This window comes from Lacrimispora amygdalina, assembly GCF_900205965.1.
Taxonomy (GTDB): domain Bacteria; phylum Bacillota; class Clostridia; order Lachnospirales; family Lachnospiraceae; genus Lacrimispora; species Lacrimispora amygdalina_A.
Genome location: NZ_OAOF01000001.1, coordinates 538997 through 563148, shown reverse-complemented (window position 1 = coordinate 563148; position 24152 = coordinate 538997). Strand labels below are relative to the sequence as shown.

Annotated in this window: 27 protein-coding genes and 1 other annotated feature; of the genes, 25 read left to right on the top strand and 2 right to left on the bottom strand. The window is 42.1% G+C overall.

All coding sequences use genetic code 11. The features are described from left to right. Nucleotides 1–101: 101 nt before the first annotated feature. From CRO04_RS02720 to CRO04_RS02650, 15 genes are all read left to right on the top strand, one after another. A complete protein-coding gene (locus CRO04_RS02720; RefSeq protein ID WP_097002681.1) occupies nt 102–2327 on the top strand; it encodes an ATP-dependent RecD-like DNA helicase in 2226 nt (741 codons plus the stop codon). A 69-nt stretch (nt 2328–2396) separates the two neighbouring features. After that, complete coding sequence (locus CRO04_RS02715) at nt 2397–3107, top strand: ComF family protein (RefSeq protein ID WP_097002680.1); 711 nt, start codon at nt 2397–2399, stop codon at nt 3105–3107. A gap of 53 nt (nt 3108–3160) precedes the next feature. Next, on the top strand, nt 3161–3652 hold the full coding sequence (locus CRO04_RS02710; protein WP_097002679.1) for a GNAT family N-acetyltransferase: 492 nt from the start codon (nt 3161–3163) through the stop codon (nt 3650–3652). Between the two features lie 29 nt (nt 3653–3681). Next, entirely contained in the window at nt 3682–4872 is a 1191-nt protein-coding gene (locus tag CRO04_RS02705; RefSeq protein ID WP_097002678.1) for a MerR family transcriptional regulator, read from the top strand. An 85-nt stretch (nt 4873–4957) separates the two neighbouring features. Further along, the gene (gene rfbA, locus CRO04_RS02700; protein WP_097002677.1) at nt 4958–5839 is read left to right on the top strand and encodes a glucose-1-phosphate thymidylyltransferase RfbA; all 882 of its coding nucleotides are present in this window, start codon (nt 4958–4960) and stop codon (nt 5837–5839) included. Between the two features lie 12 nt (nt 5840–5851). Beyond that, the gene (gene rfbB, locus CRO04_RS02695) at nt 5852–6874 is read left to right on the top strand and encodes a dTDP-glucose 4,6-dehydratase (RefSeq protein WP_097002676.1); all 1023 of its coding nucleotides are present in this window, start codon (nt 5852–5854) and stop codon (nt 6872–6874) included. 25 nt (nt 6875–6899) lie between these two features. Beyond that, on the top strand, nt 6900–7745 hold the full coding sequence (gene rfbD / locus CRO04_RS02690; RefSeq protein WP_097002675.1) for a dTDP-4-dehydrorhamnose reductase: 846 nt from the start codon (nt 6900–6902) through the stop codon (nt 7743–7745). A gap of 231 nt (nt 7746–7976) precedes the next feature. Further along, entirely contained in the window at nt 7977–8126 is a 150-nt protein-coding gene (gene rpmG / locus CRO04_RS02685; protein WP_013271142.1) for a 50S ribosomal protein L33, read from the top strand. A 19-nt stretch (nt 8127–8145) separates the two neighbouring features. Then, nucleotides 8146–8349 (top strand): preprotein translocase subunit SecE, encoded by a 204-nt coding sequence (secE, locus tag CRO04_RS02680; protein WP_097002674.1) that lies wholly within the window; start codon nt 8146–8148, stop codon nt 8347–8349. 23 nt (nt 8350–8372) lie between these two features. After that, nucleotides 8373–8888 carry a transcription termination/antitermination protein NusG gene (gene nusG, locus CRO04_RS02675; protein ID WP_097002673.1) on the top strand — a complete coding sequence of 172 codons (516 nt, stop codon included), beginning with the start codon at nt 8373–8375 and terminating at the stop codon, nt 8886–8888. Between the two features lie 84 nt (nt 8889–8972). After that, nucleotides 8973–9398 (top strand): 50S ribosomal protein L11, encoded by a 426-nt coding sequence (gene rplK / locus CRO04_RS02670; protein WP_097002672.1) that lies wholly within the window; start codon nt 8973–8975, stop codon nt 9396–9398. Nucleotides 9399–9470: 72 nt separating this feature from the next. Next, the gene (gene rplA, locus CRO04_RS02665) at nt 9471–10166 is read left to right on the top strand and encodes a 50S ribosomal protein L1 (RefSeq protein ID WP_097002671.1); all 696 of its coding nucleotides are present in this window, start codon (nt 9471–9473) and stop codon (nt 10164–10166) included. Nucleotides 10167–10206: 40 nt separating this feature from the next. Next, nucleotides 10207–10350, top strand: a sequence feature (ribosomal protein L10 leader region). 88 nt (nt 10351–10438) lie between these two features. Continuing rightward, the gene (rplJ, locus tag CRO04_RS02660; RefSeq protein WP_097002670.1) at nt 10439–10933 is read left to right on the top strand and encodes a 50S ribosomal protein L10; all 495 of its coding nucleotides are present in this window, start codon (nt 10439–10441) and stop codon (nt 10931–10933) included. Nucleotides 10934–11052: 119 nt separating this feature from the next. Next, the gene (gene rplL, locus CRO04_RS02655) at nt 11053–11424 is read left to right on the top strand and encodes a 50S ribosomal protein L7/L12 (protein ID WP_097002669.1); all 372 of its coding nucleotides are present in this window, start codon (nt 11053–11055) and stop codon (nt 11422–11424) included. Nucleotides 11425–11682: 258 nt separating this feature from the next. Beyond that, complete coding sequence (locus CRO04_RS02650) at nt 11683–11886, top strand: cold-shock protein (protein WP_013271149.1); 204 nt, start codon at nt 11683–11685, stop codon at nt 11884–11886. A 97-nt stretch (nt 11887–11983) separates the two neighbouring features. On the opposite strand, the gene CRO04_RS02645 is transcribed toward CRO04_RS02650, so the two are convergent. Next, on the bottom strand, nt 11984–12580 hold the full coding sequence (locus CRO04_RS02645; protein WP_097002668.1) for an AAA family ATPase: 597 nt from the start codon (nt 12578–12580) through the stop codon (nt 11984–11986). A gap of 179 nt (nt 12581–12759) precedes the next feature. Here CRO04_RS02645 and CRO04_RS02640 point away from each other — a divergent pair, with 179 nt between their 5' ends. The 5 genes from CRO04_RS02640 (at nt 12760) to CRO04_RS02620 (ending at nt 16929) form a co-directional block, all read left to right on the top strand. Then, on the top strand, nt 12760–13380 hold the full coding sequence (locus CRO04_RS02640; RefSeq protein WP_097002667.1) for a polysaccharide deacetylase family protein: 621 nt from the start codon (nt 12760–12762) through the stop codon (nt 13378–13380). A gap of 353 nt (nt 13381–13733) precedes the next feature. Then, the gene (locus CRO04_RS02635) at nt 13734–14177 is read left to right on the top strand and encodes a single-stranded DNA-binding protein (protein WP_097002721.1); all 444 of its coding nucleotides are present in this window, start codon (nt 13734–13736) and stop codon (nt 14175–14177) included. 27 nt (nt 14178–14204) lie between these two features. Further along, a complete protein-coding gene (locus tag CRO04_RS02630) occupies nt 14205–15233 on the top strand; it encodes a hypothetical protein (RefSeq protein ID WP_097002666.1) in 1029 nt (342 codons plus the stop codon). 218 nt (nt 15234–15451) lie between these two features. Further along, complete coding sequence (locus CRO04_RS02625; RefSeq protein ID WP_097002665.1) at nt 15452–15958, top strand: recombinase family protein; 507 nt, start codon at nt 15452–15454, stop codon at nt 15956–15958. After that, a complete protein-coding gene (locus CRO04_RS02620) occupies nt 15925–16929 on the top strand; it encodes a recombinase family protein (RefSeq protein WP_330400761.1) in 1005 nt (334 codons plus the stop codon). Before CRO04_RS02625 ends, CRO04_RS02620 begins: the two co-directional genes overlap by 34 nt. Nucleotides 16930–16970: 41 nt before the next feature. On the opposite strand, the gene CRO04_RS02615 is transcribed toward CRO04_RS02620, so the two are convergent. Continuing rightward, on the bottom strand, nt 16971–17534 hold the full coding sequence (locus CRO04_RS02615) for a TetR/AcrR family transcriptional regulator (RefSeq protein WP_097002663.1): 564 nt from the start codon (nt 17532–17534) through the stop codon (nt 16971–16973). A gap of 160 nt (nt 17535–17694) precedes the next feature. Between CRO04_RS02615 and CRO04_RS02610 the strand changes: the two genes are divergently transcribed. The 5 genes from CRO04_RS02610 to CRO04_RS02590 all read left to right on the top strand — a co-directional run bounded on the left by CRO04_RS02610 (nt 17695) and on the right by CRO04_RS02590 (nt 24151). Continuing rightward, the gene (locus tag CRO04_RS02610; RefSeq protein ID WP_097002662.1) at nt 17695–18906 is read left to right on the top strand and encodes an efflux RND transporter periplasmic adaptor subunit; all 1212 of its coding nucleotides are present in this window, start codon (nt 17695–17697) and stop codon (nt 18904–18906) included. Continuing rightward, nucleotides 18903–21992 (top strand): efflux RND transporter permease subunit, encoded by a 3090-nt coding sequence (locus CRO04_RS02605; RefSeq protein ID WP_097002661.1) that lies wholly within the window; start codon nt 18903–18905, stop codon nt 21990–21992. Before CRO04_RS02610 ends, CRO04_RS02605 begins: the two co-directional genes overlap by 4 nt. A gap of 129 nt (nt 21993–22121) precedes the next feature. Next, on the top strand, nt 22122–22961 hold the full coding sequence (locus CRO04_RS02600; RefSeq protein ID WP_097002660.1) for a GNAT family N-acetyltransferase: 840 nt from the start codon (nt 22122–22124) through the stop codon (nt 22959–22961). A gap of 13 nt (nt 22962–22974) precedes the next feature. Further along, nucleotides 22975–23364: a hypothetical protein gene (locus CRO04_RS02595; RefSeq protein ID WP_097002659.1), complete on the top strand. Its 390-nt coding sequence runs from the start codon at nt 22975–22977 to the stop codon at nt 23362–23364. Nucleotides 23365–23374: 10 nt separating this feature from the next. After that, on the top strand, nt 23375–24151 hold the full coding sequence (locus CRO04_RS02590; RefSeq protein ID WP_097002658.1) for a GNAT family N-acetyltransferase: 777 nt from the start codon (nt 23375–23377) through the stop codon (nt 24149–24151). The last annotated feature ends 1 nt before the right edge of the window (nt 24152 follow it).

The window sequence follows — 24152 nt, the reverse complement described above, 5'->3', positions numbered from 1 at the left end:
GTCCTGGTGATTAACAAGACTGCTCTTAACGGCCCTGGCGGTATCAAAAGATCCCGGCAGGGCTCATTTAACGGCAGTCTCTTTGTACTTACGGAGGAAACATGGCAACAGTCTGCGGATTTGTAGAAAAAATTAAATACAGGAACGAAGACAACGGTTATACGGTGCTGAGCCTTTCCGAGGATGGCGAAGAATATACGCTGGTGGGCAATTTCCATTACGTCAGCGAAGGTGAACGGATCGAAGCGGTAGGGATCCTAACGGAGCATCCGGTATATGGAGAGCAGCTGTCGGTGGAAAGCTATGAAATCAAAGCTCCTGAAGATACCGCAGCCATGGAACGGTACCTGGGATCCGGAGCAATTAAAGGTGTGGGTGCTGCACTGGCAGCAAGGATTGTCCGCCGTTTTAAAGCGGATACCTTCCGGATTATGGAAGAAGAGCCGGAACGCCTGTCCGAGGTGAAGGGCGTCAGCGAAAAGCTTGCCATGTCCATCTCCAATCAGGTAGAACAGAAAAAAGAGATGCGTCAGGCCATGATGTTCCTTCAGGAATATGGTATTTCCATGAATCTGGCTGTGAAAATTTATCAGGAATATGGTCCCAGGCTTTACAGCATCATTAAGGAAAATCCCTATCAGATGGCAGATGACATATCCGGAGTCGGTTTTAAAATGGCAGATGAGATTGCCAGAAAAGCAGGGATTTTTACAGATTCGGATTTTCGTATCAAAAGCGGAGTTCTTTATACCCTGTTGCAGGCAACAACCAACGGTCATACCTATCTGCCGGAAGAGGAGCTTCTTTCTGCTGCTTCTGAGCTGTTAAAGGTGGAGCAGGAATCCATCGAAAAACACCTGATGGATATGCAGCTGGACAAGCGCCTGATTATCCGCGAGACAGACGGGAAACGGACCGTTTATGCAGCCCAGTATTATTACATGGAATTAAATGTTGGAAAGATGCTCCATGATCTGAATATCAGGGGAACCATGCCTGAGGAAGAGATCAGAACCAGGCTTATAAAGCTTCAGGAAACGGAGCAGATTGAACTGGATGAAAAACAGGTAATGGCAGTGGTGGAAGCTGTAAACAGCGGACTTTTAATCATCACGGGCGGACCTGGAACAGGAAAGACCACAACCATTAATACCATTATCCGCTTTTTTGAAAGCGAGGAGATGGAGATATTACTGGCAGCCCCGACCGGCAGAGCAGCAAAGCGAATGACAGAAGCAACAGGCTATGAAGCACGGACCATACACCGCCTTTTAGAACTGACAGGCGTTCCTGGAGACGAACGTTCTGTTTCCATGCATTTTGAGAGGAATGAGGAGAATCCCCTGGATGCGGATGCTGTAATTATTGATGAGACATCCATGGTAGATATTCATCTTATGCAGTCCCTGTTAAAGGCAATTAACCCTGGAACAAGGCTGATACTGGTGGGTGATGTAAACCAGCTTCCAAGCGTGGGGCCTGGCAATGTACTGAGAGATCTAATTGATTCCCAATGCTTTAATGTAGTGATGCTGACGAAAATCTTCCGGCAGGCAACCCAGAGCGATATCGTAGTCAATGCCCATATGATCAACAGGGGGGAAGCAGTCCCTCTCGGTAAAAAGAGCAATGACTTTTTGTTTATCAGAAGGGATGAACCTAATGCCATCATCAATGCCATGATTACTCTGGTTCAGAATAAGCTTCCCGCATATGTGAAGGCGGACCCCTATGACATTCAGATTATGACTCCGATGAGAAAAGGGGTCATGGGAGTGGAACGGTTGAACAGCATTCTTCAGGAGTATTTAAATCCCCCGTCCGAATCAAAACAGGAGCGGGAGTCGGCAGGAGTGATTTACCGGACCGGCGATAAGGTGATGCAGATCAAGAATAACTATAATATGGAATGGGAAGTCCGAAACAAGTACGGGATTCCGGTGGAAAAGGGAACTGGTATTTATAATGGGGACATCGGTATCATTCGTGAGATGAATTCATTTGCGGAGCTTGTTACTGTGGAATTTGATGAGGGACGTCTGGTGGAATACAGCTATAAACAGCTGGAGGAACTGGAACTGGCTTATGCCATAACGATTCATAAATCCCAGGGAAGTGAATATCCGGCAGTGGTAATTCCTGTTTTCCCAGGTCCAAGAATGCTGATGACGAGAAATTTGATTTATACAGCGGTTACACGCGCAAAAACCTGTGTCTGCCTGGTGGGAATGCCGGGTACATTTCAGGATATGGTAAATAACGAAATGGAACAGCGCAGATACTCCGGCTTAAAGGAACGTATCTGTGAAATAAACAAGCTGCCTTAAATTCTTTGGGCAGATGGAAATTCTACCCGTCTGCCTGTCTGATAATTCTTAAAAGGAGTTTCAAATCTTATGCAATCCTCTTTTTTTATTGACCTTCTGTTTCCCAGAAGGTGTCCGGTCTGCGACAGCATCGTCGTCCCAAAGGGCAGACTGATCTGCCCGGATTGTATCAAAAATCTCTCTTTTGTAAAAGATCCTGTATGCAAAAAATGTGGAAAGGAAGTCTTAAGCAACGATATAGAATACTGCTTTGACTGCATGAAACACAAACGAAGTTATGAATTTGGCAGAGCTCTGGTTAACTATGAGGAATATGCCAGAAATTCTATAGCTAAGATAAAATATAAAAACAAACGGGAATATCTGGATTTTTACGGAGATGCCATAAGTCTGCGTTATGAGAAGATCATCAGGCGTATGGAGGCTGATGGTCTGGTTCCGGTACCAGTTCATCCTTCAAGAAAAAGGGAGAGAGGATTCAACCAGGCAGAGCTTCTTGCACGCAGAATTGAGGCAAATCTTAATATTCCGGTTTTTCCCGAACTGCTGGTACGAAATAAGAAAACCATGCCGCAGAAAGCGCTGAATCCTACAGAACGTTTAAAAAATCTGGAGGAAGCTTTTCTGCCTGGTAAGCTGATTCCGGGACTTAAGAATGTGATTTTAATCGACGATATTTATACGACAGGAAGTACAGTAGAAGCATGTACCCGTGTGCTGAAAAAATCGGGAATAGAGAAGGTGTATTTATTAACAATTTGTATTGGACGAGGGCAGTAGTTTGATGTATGATACATAAATAACGAATATTGACTGACTCAGGAGGAATGGGAATGAACATCAGGACTGCAGAAGAAAAAGATATGCCGCAGCTTTTGAATATTTACAATTATGAGGTTGAGCATGGGCTTGCTACCTTTGATTTTACTCCAAAATCCATGGAGGAGCGCATGGTCTGGTTTCGGGAACACAATGTATTAAATCATCCCCTGATTGTTGCGGAGGTAGATGGGAAAGCAGTAGGCTATGCAAGCCTTTCTCCGTACCGGCCGAAAGAAGCTTATAAAGAAACGGTGGAACTTTCCATATACATTGATAAGGATTACAGGAGAAAAGGGATCGCAGGTAAACTGGCAAAAGTCATTCTTGACATGGCAAGGGAAAGAGATGATATTCATACGGTTATTTCCGTAATTACAGGAGGCAATGAGGCCAGTGTTAAGCTGCATGAGCAGCTGGGATTTATTCACTGTGGAACAATTCGCGAAGTGGGAAAAAAATTTGGACAGATTCTGGATATAGAAAACTACCAGATTATATTGTAAGATAGAGATAAAAGAGAAAGGAAGAGGATATGAGCCATATAGAGGGGTACTATACTTCAGGAGAATTTGCAAAAAAAGCCAGTGTTTCCATTCGGACAATCAGGTATTATGATAAACAGGGGCTGTTAAAGCCTGCGGGTATGAGCGCTGGCGGATACCGGCTTTATACTGATTCCGATTTTGCAAAGCTGCAGAAGATACTCTCTCTAAAATATCTCGGTTTCTCTCTCGATGAGATCCGTTCTATTACGATTAATGATAAGGACCATGATTATGTAGGTGAGTCAATTAAGCTTCAGCTGAATTTGATCCGGAAGCGAATCGAGCATTTAAAGCTGGTGGAGCAGACATTAACAGAGACCTCAAAGCTGGTGTCGGATCATCAGTCCGTAGACTGGAATAAAATCCTTCACCTGATCCATATTACAAATATGGAAAAGACTCTGGTTGAGCAGTACAAGGATGCAGCCAATGTAGGTATACGGATTGGGCTTCATAAAAAATACGCAACCAATCCGGAAGGCTGGTTTCAGTGGCTTTTCAAGCAGATGGAACCTATGAATGGAAAACGTATTCTGGAGCTGGGATGCGGAAACGGTGAGCTTTGGCGTGTAAATAAGGAACGGATACCGTCAGATACTGCCCTCTGCCTGACAGATGTTTCTAAGGGAATGGTTCGGGATGCCCAGGAAAATTTAAAACAGGTCCCGGGGCAGATTGCCTTTGAAGTTCTGGACTGCCGTCAGATAAATAAGCCTCAGGAGTGCTATGATGCTGCGGCTGCCAATCATGTTCTGTTTTATTTAACCAATCTGGATGCTGTCCTGACTCAGGTTTACAGGGTCTTAAAAAAGGATGGAGTTTTTTACTGCAGTACCTACGGCAGGGAGCATATGAAGGAGATCCGGCAGCTTGTGCTGGAATTTGATTCCAGAATTTCTCTCTCTGAAGTAAACCTTTATGATGTGTTTGGCCTTGAGAATGGAGAAGAGATTTTAGAACATCATTTTAAGTCTGTTAGAAAAGAAATATACAAGGATCATCTGGAAGTCAGTGATGCAGGTGCTCTGATGGAATATATTTTATCCTGTCATGGAAACCAGCAGGAGTTTTTAAGTGACCGGTATGAGGAGTTTCGTGAATACTTAGAGAAGAAGATGGAAAAGAAGGGATATATTCATATTACCAAGCGTGCAGGTGTATTTATTTGTACAAAATAAGAAAAACGTAATAGAAAAAGTCTTGACCGTGACCTTACGTCACCCTTTATGATAGCAGTATGAATGAATATGGAGGAAACAAACAATGAAGGGAATTATACTTGCCGGGGGGTCCGGCACAAGGCTGTATCCGCTGACCATGGTAACGTCCAAACAGTTACTGCCCATCTATGATAAACCTATGATTTACTATCCGCTGTCTGTTTTGATGAATGCAGGGATCCGGGATATTCTGATTATATCCACTCCCGACGATACGCCTCGGTTTGAGGCACTTTTGGGCAGTGGTGCGCAGTTTGGTATCCGGTTATCCTACGCAGTGCAGCCTTCTCCCGATGGTCTTGCCCAGGCATTTGTCATTGGAGAAGAATTTATCGGAGACGACAGCGTTGCCATGATTCTAGGGGATAATATTTTTGCAGGCCATGGTCTTACAAAGCGTCTTCTTCATGCTGCAAATAAGAAGGATGGAGCGACTGTTTTCGGTTACTATGTGGATGATCCGGAACGCTTTGGAATTGTGGAGTTTGATTCGGAAGGAAAGGCTGTTTCCATTGAAGAGAAGCCGTCTTCGCCCAAGAGCAATTACTGTGTGACCGGTCTTTACTTCTACGATAATAAGGTTGTGGAATATGCAAAGAACTTACAGCCTTCCGCCCGCGGGGAACTGGAGATTACGGATTTAAACCGCATCTATTTAGAAGAAGGAAAGCTGGATGTGGAGCTTCTGGGTCAGGGCTTTACCTGGCTTGATACAGGAACACATGAGTCTCTGGTTGATGCCACTAATTTCGTACGGACGATGGAAACCCATCAGCACAGAAAGCTTGCCTGTCTGGAAGAAATCGCCTATTTAAACCACTGGATCACAAAGGATCAGCTGGAAAAGAGTATTGAACCGTTAAAGAAGAACCAGTACGGCCAGTATCTGATGGATGTACTTGCAGGAAAATATATCGATAAGTAAAGGAGTAAATCAATGAAAATCATCGTTACCGGAGGAGCCGGATTCATCGGCGGAAACTTCGTACATCATATGGTAAATAAATACCCGGACTATGAGATTATTAATCTGGACCTTTTAACCTATGCAGGTAATTTAGAGACTTTAAAGCCTGTGGAAGACAAATCCAATTACCGCTTTATCAAGGGAGATATTGCAGACAGAGCCTTTATTTTCGAGTTGTTCGAAAAAGAGAAACCGGATGTAGTGGTGAACTTTGCGGCAGAAAGCCACGTGGACCGTTCCATTACAGATCCGGAAAGCTTTGTAAGAACCAATGTTATGGGTACCACCACGCTGTTAGATGCATGCCGCACCTATGGAATCAAGCGGTATCATCAGGTTTCCACAGATGAGGTATACGGTGATTTACCTCTTGACCGCCCGGATTTATTCTTTACAGAAGAGACTCCGCTTCATACATCAAGCCCTTATTCTTCATCAAAAGCAAGTGCCGATCTGTTCGTTCTGGCATACCAGAGAACCTTTGGGCTTCCTGTTACTATATCCAGATGCTCCAACAACTACGGACCATATCATTTTCCAGAGAAGCTGATTCCGCTTATCATCAGCCGTGCTTTGGCGGATGAGGAACTTCCTGTATACGGAACCGGAGAGAATGTAAGAGACTGGCTCCATGTATCTGACCACTGTGAAGCCATTGATCTGATTATTCACAAGGGAAGAGAGGGAGAAGTTTATAATGTAGGCGGACATAATGAGCGGACCAATTTAGAAGTCGTTAAGACCATTTTAAAGGAACTGAACAAACCGGAAAGCTTAATCAAGTACGTAACAGACCGTCCGGGACATGACAGGCGTTATGCCATTGATCCGAAGAAACTGGAGACAGAACTTGGCTGGAAGCCCAAATATAACTTTGACACCGGAATCCGCCAGACGATCCAGTGGTATCTGGATCATGAGGACTGGTGGAAACATATTATAAACGGAGAATATCAGAATTATTTCGACAACATGTACGGAAAACGTTTATAAATTCCAATCGTAAAGTGAGGCAGCGATGAAAGTATTAGTTACTGGCGTAAAGGGCCAGCTTGGATATGATGTAGTAAATGAGCTGAAAAAACGGAACCATGAGGCAGTGGGTGTAGATATCGAAGAGATGGATATTACAGATGGGGAAAGCGTAAACCGGGTGATTCGGGAAGCTGCTCCGGATGCAGTGATTCACTGTGCCGCTTATACAGCAGTAGATGCTGCAGAGGATAATGAGGACATCTGCAGGAAGGTCAATGCCAGAGGAACCGGGAACATCGCCAGAGTGTGCAAAGAACTGGATATCCGAATGATGTATATCAGCACCGATTATGTATTTAACGGTCAGGGAACCCGTCCCTGGGAGCCGGATGATCACAGAGAGCCGTTAAATGTTTATGGGCAGACGAAGTATGAAGGAGAACTGGAAGTAGAAGAAAAACTTGCGAAGTATTTCATCGTGCGAATAGCCTGGGTATTCGGTGTAAATGGCAAGAACTTTATAAAGACAATGCTGAATCTGGGGAAAACCAGGGATAAATTGAATGTTGTTGCCGATCAGATTGGTTCTCCCACTTATACCTTTGACCTTGCCCGCCTTCTGGTGGATATGATTGAAACGGAAAAATACGGCCGTTATCATGCTACCAATGAGGGACTTTGCAGCTGGTATGATTTTGCCTGTGAAATCTTTAAGCAGGCCGGCATGAAGGTGGCGGTTGAACCAGTGACCTCCGACCAGTTTCCGGTAAAGGCAAAGCGTCCTATGAACAGCCGTATGAGTAAGGATAAGCTGAAGGAAAATGGTTTTCAGCCACTTCCATCATGGCAGGATGCATTAAGGCGGTATCTGACAGTAATCGAGAATTAGACACACACACGGGAAACTTTGGGCTTGCTTTTTCCGGTTTCCCGTGTTATAATGGCTGAATCCTACAATTTAGCAGGTATTTCTAAAAAAAGATTGACGAATCCAGTCCTGTGTGTTATAGTAATTGGGCGAATGGAAGAGCTTAGGTCTTTTTTTTATGCTCAAAATTTCTTGAAGCAGAAAAAAGGGACTGAAAACACAACAACGATAATTTAAGTGGAGGTGGAAGTCGTGCGCACAAAAATCACACTGGCATGTACTGAATGTAAACAGCGTAACTACAACATGACCAAGGATAAGAAGACTCATCCGGACAGAATGGAAACTAAGAAGTATTGCCGATTCTGTAAGAGCCATACAATGCACAAAGAAACGAAGTAATTAGTTTAGGAGGCAGATTATGGGAGATACAGTGAACAACGAGGGAACTCAGAAAAAAAGTTTTGTAGATGGTTTGAAAGCCGAGTTTTCCAAGATCGTTTGGCCTGACAAAGATACCATAACGAAAGAAACAATCGCTGTTATGTCATCTGCGGTTGCTCTAGGACTGATTACTGCGCTTCTTGATCTTATCATCAAGTTTGGTCTCAGTTTTATCTTATAATTCGTAAGGGTTAAGGTGAATTTATGTCAGAAGCAAATTGGTATGTAGTCCATACCTATTCAGGTTATGAAAACAAAGTAAAAGTTGACATTGAAAAAACAATCGAAAACAGAAACTTGCAGGATCAGATTCTGGAAGTATCGGTTCCTCTTGAATCCGTCATCGAACTGAAAAATGGCGTGGAAAAAAAGGCCGATAAAAAGATGTTCCCCGGATACGTACTGATTCACATGGTCATGAATGATGATACATGGTATGTTGTACGTAATACCCGTGGTGTAACAGGCTTTGTAGGTCCTGGATCAAAACCGGTTCCTCTGACAGAAGAAGAGATGCAAAAACTTGGATTCAAGAATGAAGAAGTAATTGTTGGCTTTGAAGTGGGAGATACCGTAGTGGTAACTTCCGGTGCATGGAAGGATACCGTTGGTGCTATCAAGTCCATCAACGAAGGTAAAAAGACCATCACCATTAACGTTGAGATGTTTGGCCGGGAGACTCCGGTAGAACTCAATTTCAGCGAGATAAAGAAGATGTAACAAGTAAAAGCGGCTTATACGGTTGTATAGGCTCGTGGGAGGGAAATCCCCGACAATACCACATTTATTAGGAGGTGCCTAATTATGGCAAAGAAAGTAACGGGATATATCAAATTGCAGATTCCAGCAGGAAAGGCTACACCAGCTCCTCCTGTAGGTCCGGCACTTGGACAGCATGGTGTTAACATCGTACAGTTTACGAAAGAATTCAATGCAAGAACTGCTGACCAGGGAGATTTAATCATTCCGGTTGTTATTACTGTTTATGCGGACAGAAGCTTCAGCTTCATAACCAAAACTCCGCCAGCTGCTGTATTACTGAAGAAAGCCTGCAAGCTTAAATCAGGATCTGCAGTTCCGAACAAGACAAAAGTAGCTACCATTTCCAAGGCTGAGTTACAGAAGATTGCTGAATTAAAGATGCCAGATTTAAACGCAGCATCTGTTGAAGCAGCTATGAGCATGATCGCTGGTACCGCAAGAAGTATGGGTATCACGGTTGAGGCTTAAGTTTCTTAGCAATCGACGTTTTGTAACGTGGGAGGGAAAATCCCCGACAATACCACTAGGAGGTTATTTAGAATGAAAAGAGGAAAAAGATACGCAGAGGCAGCTAAGACAGTAGATCGTGCTGTTCTCTACGATGCACCAGTAGCAATCTCTTTAGTTAAGACGAATGCAAGTGCTAAATTTGATGAAACCATTGAAGCTCATATCAGAACCGGTTGTGACGGACGTCACGCAGACCAGCAGATCCGTGGTGCCGTAGTACTTCCTCACGGTACAGGTAAGACTGTTCGCATCTTAGTTTTCGCTAAGGGTGCAAAGGCTGATGAAGCACAGGCTGCAGGAGCAGATTTCGTTGGAGCAGAGGAATTAATTCCGAAGATCCAGAACGAAGGCTGGCTGGATTTTGATGTAGTTGTTGCTACTCCAGACATGATGGGTGTAGTTGGTCGTTTAGGACGTGTCCTTGGACCTAAGGGCTTAATGCCAAACCCAAAAGCTGGTACCGTTACCATGGATGTAACAAAAGCAATCAATGATATCAAAGCTGGTAAGGTTGAGTACAGACTTGATAAAACAAATATTATCCACGTGCCAGTTGGAAAAGCTTCTTTTACAGAAGAACAGTTAGCGGACAACTTCCAGACGCTTGTTGATGCAATCGTCAAAGCAAAACCAAGTACAGTTAAAGGTGCTTATTTAAAGAGCGTTACACTTGCTTCCACTATGGGACCTGGCGTAAAGCTGAATGTAGCAAAGTTAATGGGCTAATTTTGCTTTGTGGTTGACATGCATTATAAATAATGTTATACTAACCAAGTATTAACTGCCGAAGACAGCAGGTGCCGCAAGGCATAAGGTGATAACGCCTGCCGAGGAATATGCAAGAATCATTTTTAATAAATGAATTGTAAACCTCTCTGTCTATTTGGCAGAGGGGTTTTTCTTTTAGCCGTCAGGCTAATCGGACTTCCTTTGCAGTTTATACGAACAGGCTTTTGCAGGCAGCTGCAGAGCTTAGACTAAACAGGAGGTAAACCATAATGGCAAAAGTTGAATTAAAACAGCCAGTAGTAAACGAGATTAAGGAATTACTGGACGGCGCTGAGACCGCAGTTGTTGTAGACTACCGTGGTATCACCGTTGCTCAGGATACAGAACTTCGTAAGAAATTAAGAGAGGCTGGAATTTCTTACAAGGTATATAAGAATACCATGATCCGTTTTGCTGCTAAGGGAACAGCGTTTGAAGGTCTGGATCCAGTTCTGGAAGGACCTACAGCAATTGCTGTATCCAAGACAGATGCGACAGCTCCGGCAAGAATCCTGGCTGAATTCGCTAAGACAGCTCCAGCTCTTGAAATCAAGGGCGGTGTTGTAGAAGGCGTATTCTATGATGCACAAGGTATGCAGAAGATTTCTGTTATTCCTTCCAGAGAGATCCTTCTTGGAAAGTTACTGGGAAGCATCCAGTCTCCTATTACAAACTTTGTACGTGTTCTCAAGCAGATTGCAGACGGACAGGGCGCAGAGGCATGATTTACTTAATGAAGGCGAACGAATGTGCAGCCTGAATTTAGTAAATCAGCCGTTCGGTGAGCCAAAGGCGAACCGAACTTCCATTAAAAAAAACATATTAATTACGGAGGTATATTATCATGGCAAAGTTAACAACAGCTGAATTTATCGAAGCGATCAAAGAGTTATCTGTATTAGAATTAAATGAATTAGTAAAGGCATGTGAGGAAGAATTTGGTGTATCTGCAGCAGCAGGCGTAGTGGTTGCAGCAGCAGGTCCTGCAGCAGAGGCTGAGGAGAAGACTGAATTCGACGTAGAATTAACAGAGGTTGGTCCTAACAAGGTTAAAGTTATCAAAGTTGTTCGTGAAGCTACTGGCTTAGGCTTAAAGGAAGCAAAAGACGTAGTTGACGGCGCTCCTAAGGTATTAAAGTCTGGCGCTTCCAAAGAAGAAGCAGATCAGATCAAGGCTTCTTTAGAAGCAGAAGGCGCAAAAGTTACTTTAAAGTAATTTATTATTCCGCCAATATTTACAGGGTCCATACCTTTTTAAACAGGGACAGGACCCTGTTTTTGATTTATGTAAATATTAGTTTAGTCTTGACATTTTTGCATTTTCGGGGTAGAATGTACGTGTAATATCGAATGGAGTTATGATTTCACATATTTTTGTAAGTCATTATTTTCGGATGATGGTTTACAAAAATATGTGATTTTTTGTTTCAGGCGATATAGCAAATTATTTTTTATTTATTAGGAGGTACGCGTTATGAACAACGGTACAGTAAAATGGTTTAATGGTGCTAAGGGATATGGTTTCATCGTAAATGATGCAACAGGCGAGGAAGTATTTGTACACTTCTCTGGAATCGTTGCTGATGGTTACAAGACTCTTGAAGAAGGTCAGAAAGTAACTTATGAAACAACAGAAGGAAACCGTGGTCTGCAGGCAGTTAATGTTTGCATGGCATAATCAGGACTTCATTTGTTAAATGAGCCTTTTAAGGGCTGCCTCCACTTTTGTGGAATGGCAGCCCTTTTTGCATATGTAAATCAGTTTTTAACTGGATTTAATTCGGGTTGTTATAAAGGTGTTTGATTGTGTCTATGGTTTGCGTAATTCCCAGCTGGCTGATGTTAAACAATATTTTGTGGGATTCAATGCTTCCCCAGGTTCGATCCGTATAGGTTTCGTAATACTGCTTTCGCCGCCGGTCCATTTTTTTAATGGAAGCTTCCGCTTCTTTTTTGGAGATATGATAACGTTTCATAATACGCTCTGTACGGTCTTTTAGTGATGCATAGACAAATAGATTCAAACATAGCGGATTATCCCGCAGTACGTAGTCGGCGCATCTCCCTACAAAGATGCATGGCCCTTTCTTTGCAAGATTTTCAATGATTTTACTTTGTGTCTCGAACGTGCTGTCATTTAATGGAATTCTTCTTGGGGCAAAACCGTTGTAGCGGTACGCAGAGAGAAAAGTGTTAAAAATTGATTCATCTACTGCTTCAACGGTAATTTCCGAAAGTCCCAGCTTTTCGGCGGCCATTTCTACCAGATCCCGGTCATACATCGAAACCCCCAATTCCTCAGAAAGTCTGGATGCGATCTCGTGTCCTCCGCTGCCGAACTGGCGCCCGATCGCAATGATCCTGTGCTCCATTTAAATCCGCTCCTTCCCTTAGGGATTGTACACAATATTTAAAAATATACTTCTAATATATCTTAATTATAGCGCGTTTTAGAAGGAAAAGATAGAAAAAAACAGTAATATTCTGGTATTATTTTCCCCTCTATGACCATAGATTGATTAATAAAAGCAGAAAGCCGGCTTGTGGGTTTATGAAAATAAAATGGAAAGTGGCTTGTTTTTTGGTGGTCATTGTCCTGGATATCATTATTGCAGGAGCGTTATATTATAACTATAGTGAGGCACGGCAGATCCTGTTTCTTCCGGTGGATGCCGGAGGAGAGGCAAGGGAGGAAGTTCGTGAACAGTTTTCCGGGAACAAGCAGATTGCACTTACGTTTGACGATGGACCACATTCTGTTTATACGCCGTTACTTTTGGACGGTCTTCGTAAAAGGGGTGTCCATGCTACCTTTTTCCTTCTGGGAGAAAATGTAGTCGGTAAAGAAGCCATTGTGAAGCAGATGCAGGAGGATGGGCATTTAATTGGGAATCATGGGTACAGTCACGTTCAGATGAATAAGGAGGAGTTATCCAATGCCTGTGAGCAGATTGAAGAGAACAATCGTCAGATAGAGGCAATTACGGGAGTCAGGCCCCAGTATCTCAGGCCGCCTTATGGGTCGTGGAATGAGAAGCTGGAGTGCACATCCAACATGACGGTGGTACTGTGGAATATGGATACGTTGGATACGCCTGGAAAATTAATTTGGAGTACACCTATAAGATTTATAAAAGGGGCTTTACTTAATGTTATATATTTGATAGAATGATATTGCTTAAATCTAATTCATTTCTTTGATTGTGTTATCTGTTTTATAATCCAAATTATTTAAATTATTTTTCACTAACTTATTTTAGTATTTCTTTTTATCTATTGCAGTATCATTTTTCGGTGTTTTCCATTTTTCCATTATAAAGGTATAAGTCTCTTATTCTTAAGGGTTAAGGCGAATGGCGGTCTTTTCCTGTTTCTTTGTGTTTTTTAATTTTAATCCCTGGTGTGAAAAAGCATGTAGGAATATTACCGCATACTGGAAAGGAGGTGTTAAGACAGTCAATGAAATGAAGTCAGATAAACATTTAAGCGGAATAATTGATGTTTAAAGAACGAATGGAGGAGAATATGAATCGAGTAATTTTAATGGGAAGATTAACCAGAGATCCTGAAGTGAGATATTCACAAGGCGAACGTACAATGGCAATTGCCAGATACACGCTTGCTGTCGACCGCAGAGGGCGTAAAAGTCAGGACGGCAATGAGATAACAGCGGATTTTATTAACTGTGTATCGTTTGATAAAACAGGAGAATTTGCGGAAAAATATTTTCATCAGGGAATGAGAGTATTGGTTACTGGAAGAGTTCAAACGGGAAGTTACATAAATAAAGACGGTATAAAAGTGTATACGTTTGAAGTTATTGTCGATGAACAGGAGTTTGCAGATAGTAAGAATGATGCTGCGGGAAGCGGACAGCCCCTTCAAAGGCCGGAACCTGCCGGTGCAATAGGGGATGGTTTTATGAATATTCCGAATGGTCTTGATGATCCGGATCTGCCATTTAGCTGAATCGTATTGGTTAGAATGAAAAGACTTATGATTAATACTATTTTTTTTACCGTCTCCCTATTCCTGGCAGGTTACTTTAACCAGTCCTATGGGGCAGAAAGAACCGTTGAGATAAAGAAAGAATTTCAGACAACACTTAAGGATGATGACGGGAACAGCCGGTTTGAAAAGAATATTGAGAAAGAGGGAATAAAATACCAGTTAAAATCCCTGCATACGGACCATGTGGAGATAATTAATCCGGCAGCCCGCATAACGATTGATTCTGCACCGTTTACAGGTAGTCCAAAAGGGCGTGAACCTCGTGAGACACTAGAAGAGAACGGAAAAAAATATCATTTAACTGCCAGTGAGGTACTGGACATTACTACAGAAGAAATAACGGAATATACGGAATCTTCTGTATTTTATAAAGGTGTGGAATATATTGACCGTCTGCCGGAGGAAGCAGAGGTTCAGGTAAAAAAGAATGACTTAAAGCTGGAGATGACAGTTAAATTGCCTGCAGTTTCCTATGAAGAAGAAAGGGATTACTGGGCGTATGATTTTACCTTTCCTATAACGGTTACCGGCTATCAGGAGAATTCCTATTTATTGGGTAATAGGGAAATACCCAAGGGAGCTTCCCTGATTGACTATACAGTAGATTTTTTGAATTATTTAAATTTACCTCAGGATTATTATGACATAACAAGCATTTCATGGGTTGGTGAACCTGAGAAATATCATGAGGATACGATTCGCAGGGCTCGTGCCAGTGGCAGGAAAAGAGTGAAGGATATTAGAGGTATTTATGGAGGAAATGTGACATTTCCTGCCGTACAGGCAAAGATATATCGGGGGATCTATGTGGAAGAGGGGGTGGAGAACAAAACTGGCCATATGGTTTATAAAAAGAGTGTAACGGCTGTCTATGAACCACAGACCGGTACAGGAATTCGAAAGATATTCACATACCTTCTTACAATTACTGTTGCACTGACTGTCTTTTTACTGCTCTTATTCGTTATATTGATTGTTATTAAAAAGAAAAAGAAGCCTGTCTCTAAGGATTAATTATTATTGCCTGTCATATATTGAAACAAGTATATATGATTGAGGTGAAATCGTACTGTATGCGGGTAGAAAATATTTATCCTGTCTACAAAAGCAATCACGAAAGAGAGGAAGCTGTACAGAAGGTTTATAATGAACTTCAACTCATTCTATTTCATAAATCACAATCCGAAAAAAATTGTTCTTCAGATGCAAAGAAGGGAAATTTATAAAGTCATATGGATGCGATTTATGCCAGACAGTCGATTGATAAAAAGGACAGTCTCTCTATTGAGACGCAATTGAGTTTTGCAAAAAGCATGGCAATTGGTGAGCCGGAATTGTACATTGACAGAGGGATATCAGGGAAAGATGTGGTGCACAGACCGGAATTTTTAAGATTGTTAAACGACATTAAGAAAGGGACTATCAACAGAATCCTTGTTTATAAGCTGGACCGTTTTACACGCTCCCTTCTGGACTTTACAAATACCTGGGAATACTTAAGCAAATATAAGGTGGAATTTATTTCCGTTACGGAAAATTTTGATACCTCAACACCTATTGGGAAGGCGATGATATTTATAATGGCTGTATTTGCCCAGATGGAGAGGGAACAGATTTCTAAGAGAGTCTATGACAATTATTATGACAGGATTGAACTGGGCGCTGGCCGGGAGGACCTGCACCTTATGGTTACAGTAATACAACAATCACACAGGGGGACCAAAAGGTATCATCTCTGAAATTAGAGAACAATATAAAGAACTTAGAAGAGATTATGAGGGTTTACGCATATCCGACTACCAGTCTTGGAGACATCGGTCGAATGATGACGGCAAAGCAATGTCCAGGACCAAACAGCAGCAAATGGTCTCCCTGCTCTGTTGGGAGGGTAATCAGAAATCCGGCCAGCGTGAAATGTGACCATGCTGTTTATAAATATTTTAAAAATCTGGGAGTAAATATCATCAATCCTCTTAAAGATTTTAATGGAGAGCATGGCGGTATGCTGGTGGGGAAAAAGGGAGCGGTGACAAAAGGAGCACTGGATTCTAAGGGCGCTACTTTTGCTATCGGTAACTGGCCGGGATATATTGATTCTGCATTATGGCTTGGCTGTCAGAAAAAGCTGGATACCAATGAGAAGGTAGCCTCAAATGATGGACCGCGCAACAGCTGGCTGACGGGACTGATGAAATGCGGAGATTGCGGTAGATCAGTTATGGTTCGAAAATACAAGCGTAAATCTGATGGAGAAACAGTTCGGACCTTACGGTGCCGCGGAAAGGATTTTCTTGATTGTAATATAAAACCTCAGATGAGGATTGAACAGATTGAAGGTTCAGTTCAGAACGAATTGGAAAAACTATTGGAACGTTGTAAGCCTGCGCCTTTTAATAATGCAAATGAGACCAATGAACTGGAACTTGAACTCATCCGGATTGATGAATCCGTTACAAATTTAATGCAGGTTCTTAAGACCCAAAAAGTGAGTACATTAACGGTCGGTTATATTAATCAGGAACTGGAAAAACTGACGGAAACGAAGAAAAAATTAATGGAGGAAAAAAGAAATATAAACAGAGAATCCATATTTCCTCCCAAAATTATTTTTTCGGCATTAAATAAAAATGACAAACGGGCGGTGGCTTTTTCTTATCTGGAAACGGTGGTGGTTTATGAAGATTCTATCAGTTTAATCTGGAAAAAGTAAGCATCCGCAGCAAATAAACTGTGGATGCTTCTTTGCGCTTCTTACCACACAATCATGGAACTCATATAATCCACCATTTGATCAATGGAAATCTTCATACCATTTTGCAACCACCACATGATTAAAGCAATGGCGGCTCCCGTATAATATTCCGACATGATGGCAATGGGAATGGGATTGGGAACGCCTAAGCGCATCTCGTCCTTACGAAAACACCGGTCAAGGTAGGTGCTGACCGTATTTCTTAAAAGGTCGGCCATAAAGTCATTTTTAATATGAGAAGCACTCTGGACAAAAAAATCTTTATAATTTCTGGCATATTCAAACATCTGGCGGATGATACGCCGATAATATTCCTGTTCTGATTCTCCCTCCTCAATATGCAGTTCTATAAATTTTCTCTGTTCTTCTGAAAACATTGTCTCCAATAGCTGGTACTTATCCTCGAAATGCTTATAGAATGTAGTGCGGTGAACCATTGCTTTTTTGCAGATATCGGTCACGGTGATTTCTTCAAACGGTTTCTTCAATACCAGTTCAAAAAGGGCATCACTAAGAAATTGGTATGTTCTTTGCATACGCAGGTCAATTGTCTGGTCTTTCATGGATAGTTCTCCAATCTACACTTATTGAAAAACTGTAGTTTAGGCTACACTTTACAAAATCTGTTTCTTGATTTTTCTCTTAAAAAATAATATCATGCAAACCAACAAGTGTAAACAGAAAACCGATAAGAAAAACCAGCAATGATAAAGGAGACAGGTGATGATAGAGAGGAAGAGAATATCTATATGGGCAGCTGTTTTGTGTGCATTGCTCCTTACTGGCTGCAGTGACAAGGGGCAGGAAAAGAAAGAGGTGAGAAGTATTTCTGTTGCAACTGTGAGTGATGCGGCTTATACGGACACATTGAATGTAAGCGGGAATGTAACTCCGGTTGAAACGGCTAATCTGTCTTTTAAGCTGGATGGGAAACTGAAGGAAGTATATGTGAGGGAAGGAGACGCAGTGGAAATGGGCCAGAAGGTGGCGGAACTTTCCATGGAAGATTATTCGCTGCAGGTCCGGGTTGCCCAGGCCCAGCTGCGTGCGGCTGAGGCGCAGTATGCAACAGCAAAGATGCAGCTGGATGCAGATGCACCGTCAAAAATTGCCCAGGCTAAGGCACAGTTTGTGCTCACTCAGAAAACTTATAACAGAGTAAAGATTCTGTATGAAGCGCAGGCAGTATCCCAAAGCGACCTTGATGAAATCTCAGCAAAGCTTGCGGCAGATTCTGAGACGTATAACCAGGCATTGGAAGGGAAAACCATGGCAGTTGCGCAGCTTGAGGCAGCGGCAGCCCAGAAAGACCAGGCAGAAGCTGCTGCGGATAAGGCAGTCAGGGATCTTAAGGATACTTCGCTGAACAGCCCCATGAGGGGAGTGATATTAAAAAAGCTTATGAATGACGGTGAGACAGCCGCCGCAGGGTATCCGGTTGTTGTGATCGGAAGAACAGATGAGGTTTACATAGAAGTTGGTGTTCCGGATGAGCAGATCAACCAGATTAAACACGGACAGAGTGCTGATATTTCCGTATACGGCATTGATACGGCGTTTAAAGGAAGCGTTTCAGGGATCGGTGCGTTAGCAGACAGCAATACCCGGACCTTTACTGTTAAGATCCGGGTGAAAAATCCAACAGGTGAATTAAAGCCGGGAATGATTGCCGGTGTCATACTTTACACCGGTTCACAAAAAGCAGTTTTGATTCCCTTGGACAGTGTTCTGCAGCGTGCTGATGGATCAGTGGTATTTGTGTATGACGCTGCCAGCAAGACAGTAAACAGAAGAACTGTTACAACCGGGGAAATCCGGGGCAATGCCATTGAGATTCTTTCCGGATTGGAATTTGGAGATCAGATTGTAACAGAAGGCCAGTTTTTATTATATGACGGAGATTCTGTTCAGCTAGCAGGGGAGGTTCAGTCATGATTGCGTGGAGCGTAAAGCATAAGAGTATTCTTGCCCTGCTGACTGGTCTGTTTATAATACTTGGTATTTATGCTTATATCGTAATGGAGAGGCAGGAGAATCCGGAAGTGACCAGCCCGGTTGCTTCCGTCACTTGTATCTATCCAGGAGCAAGTCCGGAAGATATAGAAAAGCTGATAGTTAAGCCGATTGAAGATAAAATCGATACCATTTCAGGCATCAAGAGGCTGGATAGTTATTCTGTAGATTCTGCAGGAGTCATTCAGATTACATTGAAAGATATGAGTGACAGTGAAATTAATAAAAAATGGGATAAGCTGAGGGAAAAGATTGATGAGATTAAACCAGAGCTTCCCTCTGATGCGCAGGCACCTGTCATAAAAACAGACTTTTCAAGCTCTTACGGACTGATTTTAGGACTTTCCGGAGCGGATAACACCAATCAGGAGATGGCTGATGTGGCCAGGCAGATAAAAAATATACTTTCCAGGGATTCCGACATAAAGACTGTGGATATCATGGGAGATGAAAAACAGCAGATCGAAATTCATTTAAACATGTCTAAGCTTCAGCAGTACGGAATTTCTCCTGCTACGGTAGCCACACAGCTGGGTGCCCGTAACATTAACATTCCTGGCGGAAATCTGGAACTCACAGGCACTAAGATTCCGGTGCAGGTTTCCGGGGAATATCAATCCATGGAGGAAATAAAAAATACAATTGTATCCGTATCAACAGATTCCGGCACTCCGGTGTATTTAAAAAATGTTGCTGAAGTTCTTCAGACACCAGTAAAACCGGAAAAACAGGTATCTGTCAATGGAAGCCAGGGAGTGCTGATTGGTGTAAAATATGCGGATGGGATCAATATATTAAATGTGGAGAAGCGTCTTCAGGACAAAATCCATGAATTTGAAAAAACGAAGCTGTATGTTGGAATGGAACTGACAGAATTAAACAATCAGGCCAGTTTTGTAAAGGATTCCATTGATATGTTTGCAGATAATCTCATAGAAGGAATTCTTCTGGTTTTTGTGGTTGTTCTGCTGGCCATGGGGGTGCGGTCTGCTGCAGTTGTTTCTATCCCCATACCGATTATCTGTATTTTTGTATTTGGTTATATGTATCTGACAAGAATACCCCTGCACCAGGTAGCTGTGGCTTCACTCATGATATCACTGAGCTTAATGGTTGCAAACGGGATTGTTGCCAACGATAACATTCACGTTTATCTGACCAAAGGTGAGACACTTACAAATGCCTGTATTAATGGTGTAAAAGAAGTAGGCATCCCTATTTTAACCTCCTCTCTGACCACAGTCGCCTCCTTTCTCCCTCTGGCAATGATGAACGGAGATGCAGGAAAATTTGTAAAAACACTGCCTATTCTGGTCAGTGTGGCCCTGGCTGGCTCTTATATAACTTCTCTGACTATTGTTCCGGCGCTGGGACATCTTCTTTACCGGAAGCCGGCCGAGGACAGGCCTGTGAAAACGGAACAGTCCCAATTTACTGTCTGGAAACAAAAAATAGAAGAGAAGCTGCATTTAAAAGAGTTACTAGCAAAAGGCAAGGAAATATATGGCCGTCTGTTGAATTTTTCATTGAAAAAACCACGTGCTGTCCTTCTGTTTTTTGCTGCTCTGCTTGTGTTTTCCTCTCTGGTAGTGCCGACTTTGTCAGTACAGCTGTTTCCTCCTGTGGAGCGTGACCAGTATGTGCTGAACGTAACAACCCAGGATGGCAGTACCCTGGAGAAGACTCTGGCTCAATGCGAAAAGGTAGCGGCTGTGCTGAATAAGGAAAAATCCATAAAATCATTTGCAAGTACTGCGGGTGATGGTTTTATGAAATATTATGTAACCTTTGAACCGGAACAGCAGGCGACCAATAAAGCTCAGTTTTTGATTAATGGAACCCGCGGGGAGGCGGCAGCTGTAGAAAAGAAAATACTTAAAGAGGTTCCTGGAGTCAGCACCACCCTTAAATATTTAGAAATCAGCCTTCCTCTCACCTATCCCATTCAGGTGCGGATATCAGGTGATGATATTGAACAACTACGCAGCATTGCAGCCGAGATTGAGGAGCGGTGCCGTACTGTTCCTGGGACACGCAATATTGAGGATAACTATGGGGATAACAGTTATCGTTTAAATGTGAATGTAAATGAGGAAAAGGCCAATCTTGTAGGAATTACCAACTACGATGTAGCCAGTACTGTTCGAATGGCTGTAAATGGTTTAGAAATATTAAAAATGAAGCAGAAGGATCTGGAGAAAAATTCTCTTCCTGTTATTGCCAAAATTTCTGATAAAGATAAAACAAGCCGGGAAATATTAAATACTATTTTTCTGACTTCACAGATCACAGGAAAGAATGTGCCGCTGACCCAGATTGCCACCATACAGACTCAGTCTTCCTTAAACCAGATTATCCGCCGGAACAGCCAGCGTACCATTACCATTGGCAGTTATGTAGAGGAAGGATATAACACCGAAGCAGTGATGCAAAACGTGGAAAAAAGCATGGAAGGTATTCCTCTTCCGGACGGTTACACACTGGAATATGGAGGTGAAAGCGAGAACAGCAGTGATGCTTTCTCTTCCATGATGCTGCCCACTGTCATTGCAGTGATTCTGATCTATATTATACTGGTATTCCAGTTTGGAGATCTTCTGGAGCCGCTGATTATTATGGGTACGATTCCTTTGTCTTTTATCGGAATTATCTGGGGATTAAAATGGATGGGTTATCCCATTGGATTCATGGCTCTTCTGGGGGCGATCAGCCTTATGGGAGTGGTTGTAAATAACGGCATTGTTCTTCTGGATTATATAAAGGTACTTATACCGGAGTCCAAAAGCATTCAGGATGCCATTGTTAAGGCTTGTGAAACGCGTATGCGCCCCATAATGATTGGGATGATAACTACAGTTTTCTCGCTTCTTCCTCTTATGATTTCAGGGGGACCCCTGTGGGCACCTATGGCTACTGCAGTTATATTTGGTATGATTCTGTCCACGGTTTTAACCATGATCGTGATTCCCTGTGTCTATGCATTAATAGCTTCCAGGCGTGTAAAATAAAAATGTTAAAAGGTTTTGTTCGAAATTTTAGGAACAAAGCCTTTTTATATACAGAAATATAGTCGTAGTTCTTATATTTATTTATAAAATATGTTATTATATTGTAAATATTTGAAAAAGGGAGGGACTATGGAAAATCATAAAAAAATAATTGATACCATAAATGAATACTGTCGCAGGCACCCTGGCGCTTATGAAACCAGGCCGTTTGGGGAGTATCCGATCTGTTATAAAGTAATGGGGAAGATATTTGCCCAGTTTAATCCACAGGAAAATTTCTATAAGATGACTTTAAAATGCGTCCCGGAAAAAGCATACCTCTATCGTCAGCTTTATCCGGGAATCATAGTAAGAGGATATCATTGCCCTCCCGTTCAGCAGCCGCATTGGAATACCATTGATTTAGATTCTTTTTCTGATCAGGATTTATTGTTTCAGATGATTGATGAAGCTTATGAGACTGTAATAAATAAATTAAGTAAAAAAGATAAGGAGAAATTACGCAGCCTGTCTTTGTTGGAGTTTCGGGATACCAATGGAGAGGATCCTGATTTTGCAATGCTTTGCGGCAAACTGGACCGTGCGCTGGATGAGATTGTTGGGATTGAATATCAAAGAAGCAAGTATGATAAGTTTAATCAGAGAGACAGCATTCATGATGTGGTTGTCGCATATCATGATGGAGAACCGGTGGCGTGTGGAGCGTTTAAGCTGTTTGATGATAATCATGCAGAAATAAAGAGAGTCTTTGTTGATCCTGCTCACCGTCATATGGGATTGGGTGCAGAATTGATCCGGAGATTAGAGGCTAAGGCAAAGATGAGCGGTTATAGATGGTGTATTCTGGAGACTGGAAGAATGTTAGAAGCGGCAAATGCCTTGTATAAAAAAGCGGGTTATCAGATGATTCCTAATTACGGTCAGTATGAAGGAATGGAGGATTCCGTTTGCATGGAACATAAAATTTAGAGGTGGGTAATGTATGGAAAAATATGAACTTGGCTTAAAGAAAAAGTCTTTTTCTCTGTACTTTAACGGAGGAGAAATCTGGTGTGAACATCTGGATTCACTTTATGATCAGAAAGAGCTGCTAAAGAAGAAATTTAAACAGGATCTGATACATATTGAAAAGCCGTCTTCCAGTTCTTATGTTGTAGTAATTATGGATGATTCCAATGTTAACAGTGATTGTCTGGACTGGATTCTGACTGAGTTTTGCCAACTGAAAAAGCAGCTGCGTAAGGTTGCGTTTGTGGGACTAAATGCACAAATGAAAAGATACATGAAAAAGAAGAGTGAAAACACAAATTTTTTGATGATCTGCATGGATGATCTGGAACAGGCAAAAGAGTGGCTGGTAAAGAAACAATAAAGGGAGTATTATGAATAATAAAGAAATTATTGAGATAGCCATGCAGCAATCAGCATTTGACAGTAATTGCAATAGGGAAGATTTCTGCAGTGCCAGTAATAAGGTTGTAATTTCTGCAACAAATTCTAATGCAAGAAGATATTTAAATCTTCCATTTTTCTGTGATTTAACATCCTATGGCAACAACATAGTTGCATCTGTTTCGGGAGAACTATTAAAAGAGGTTGAGTGGTATATTACCAAGTATCCGGTTGAGCATTGTTTTGAGACACCCAATCTACATGAATTAATAGAAAAACTAAAACCTTATGATCTGAATGTCTGTTTTATGGCAGAATATTTTTTACCAGATATGGAAGAATTAAAGCTGCGCTCCTGCAATTACGAGACAAGAGTTATGGAGCCTGAATATTTTGCAAAATATTATACACCTGAATGGAGCAATGCATTATGTGAAAAGCGTAAAGAATTGGACCGTCTGGCTGTAGGCGCATTCCACAATGGAAAGCTGGTTGGGCTTGCGGGAGCTTCAGCAGATTGTGATACCATGTGGCAGATTGGTATTGATGTACTGCCAGAATATAGAAGGCAGGGCATTGCTTCCTGTCTTACAAGCAGGCTAGCAATAGAAATCCTGGACAGAGAAATTGTACCGTTTTATTGCTGTGCATGGTCAAATTTGAAATCTGCACGCAATGCAATAAAAAGCGGGTTTCGTCCGGCCTGGGTGCAGGTTACGGCAAAGAAGAACCGCGTTATTGCTGAAATGAATGGGGAGTTGCCATAGG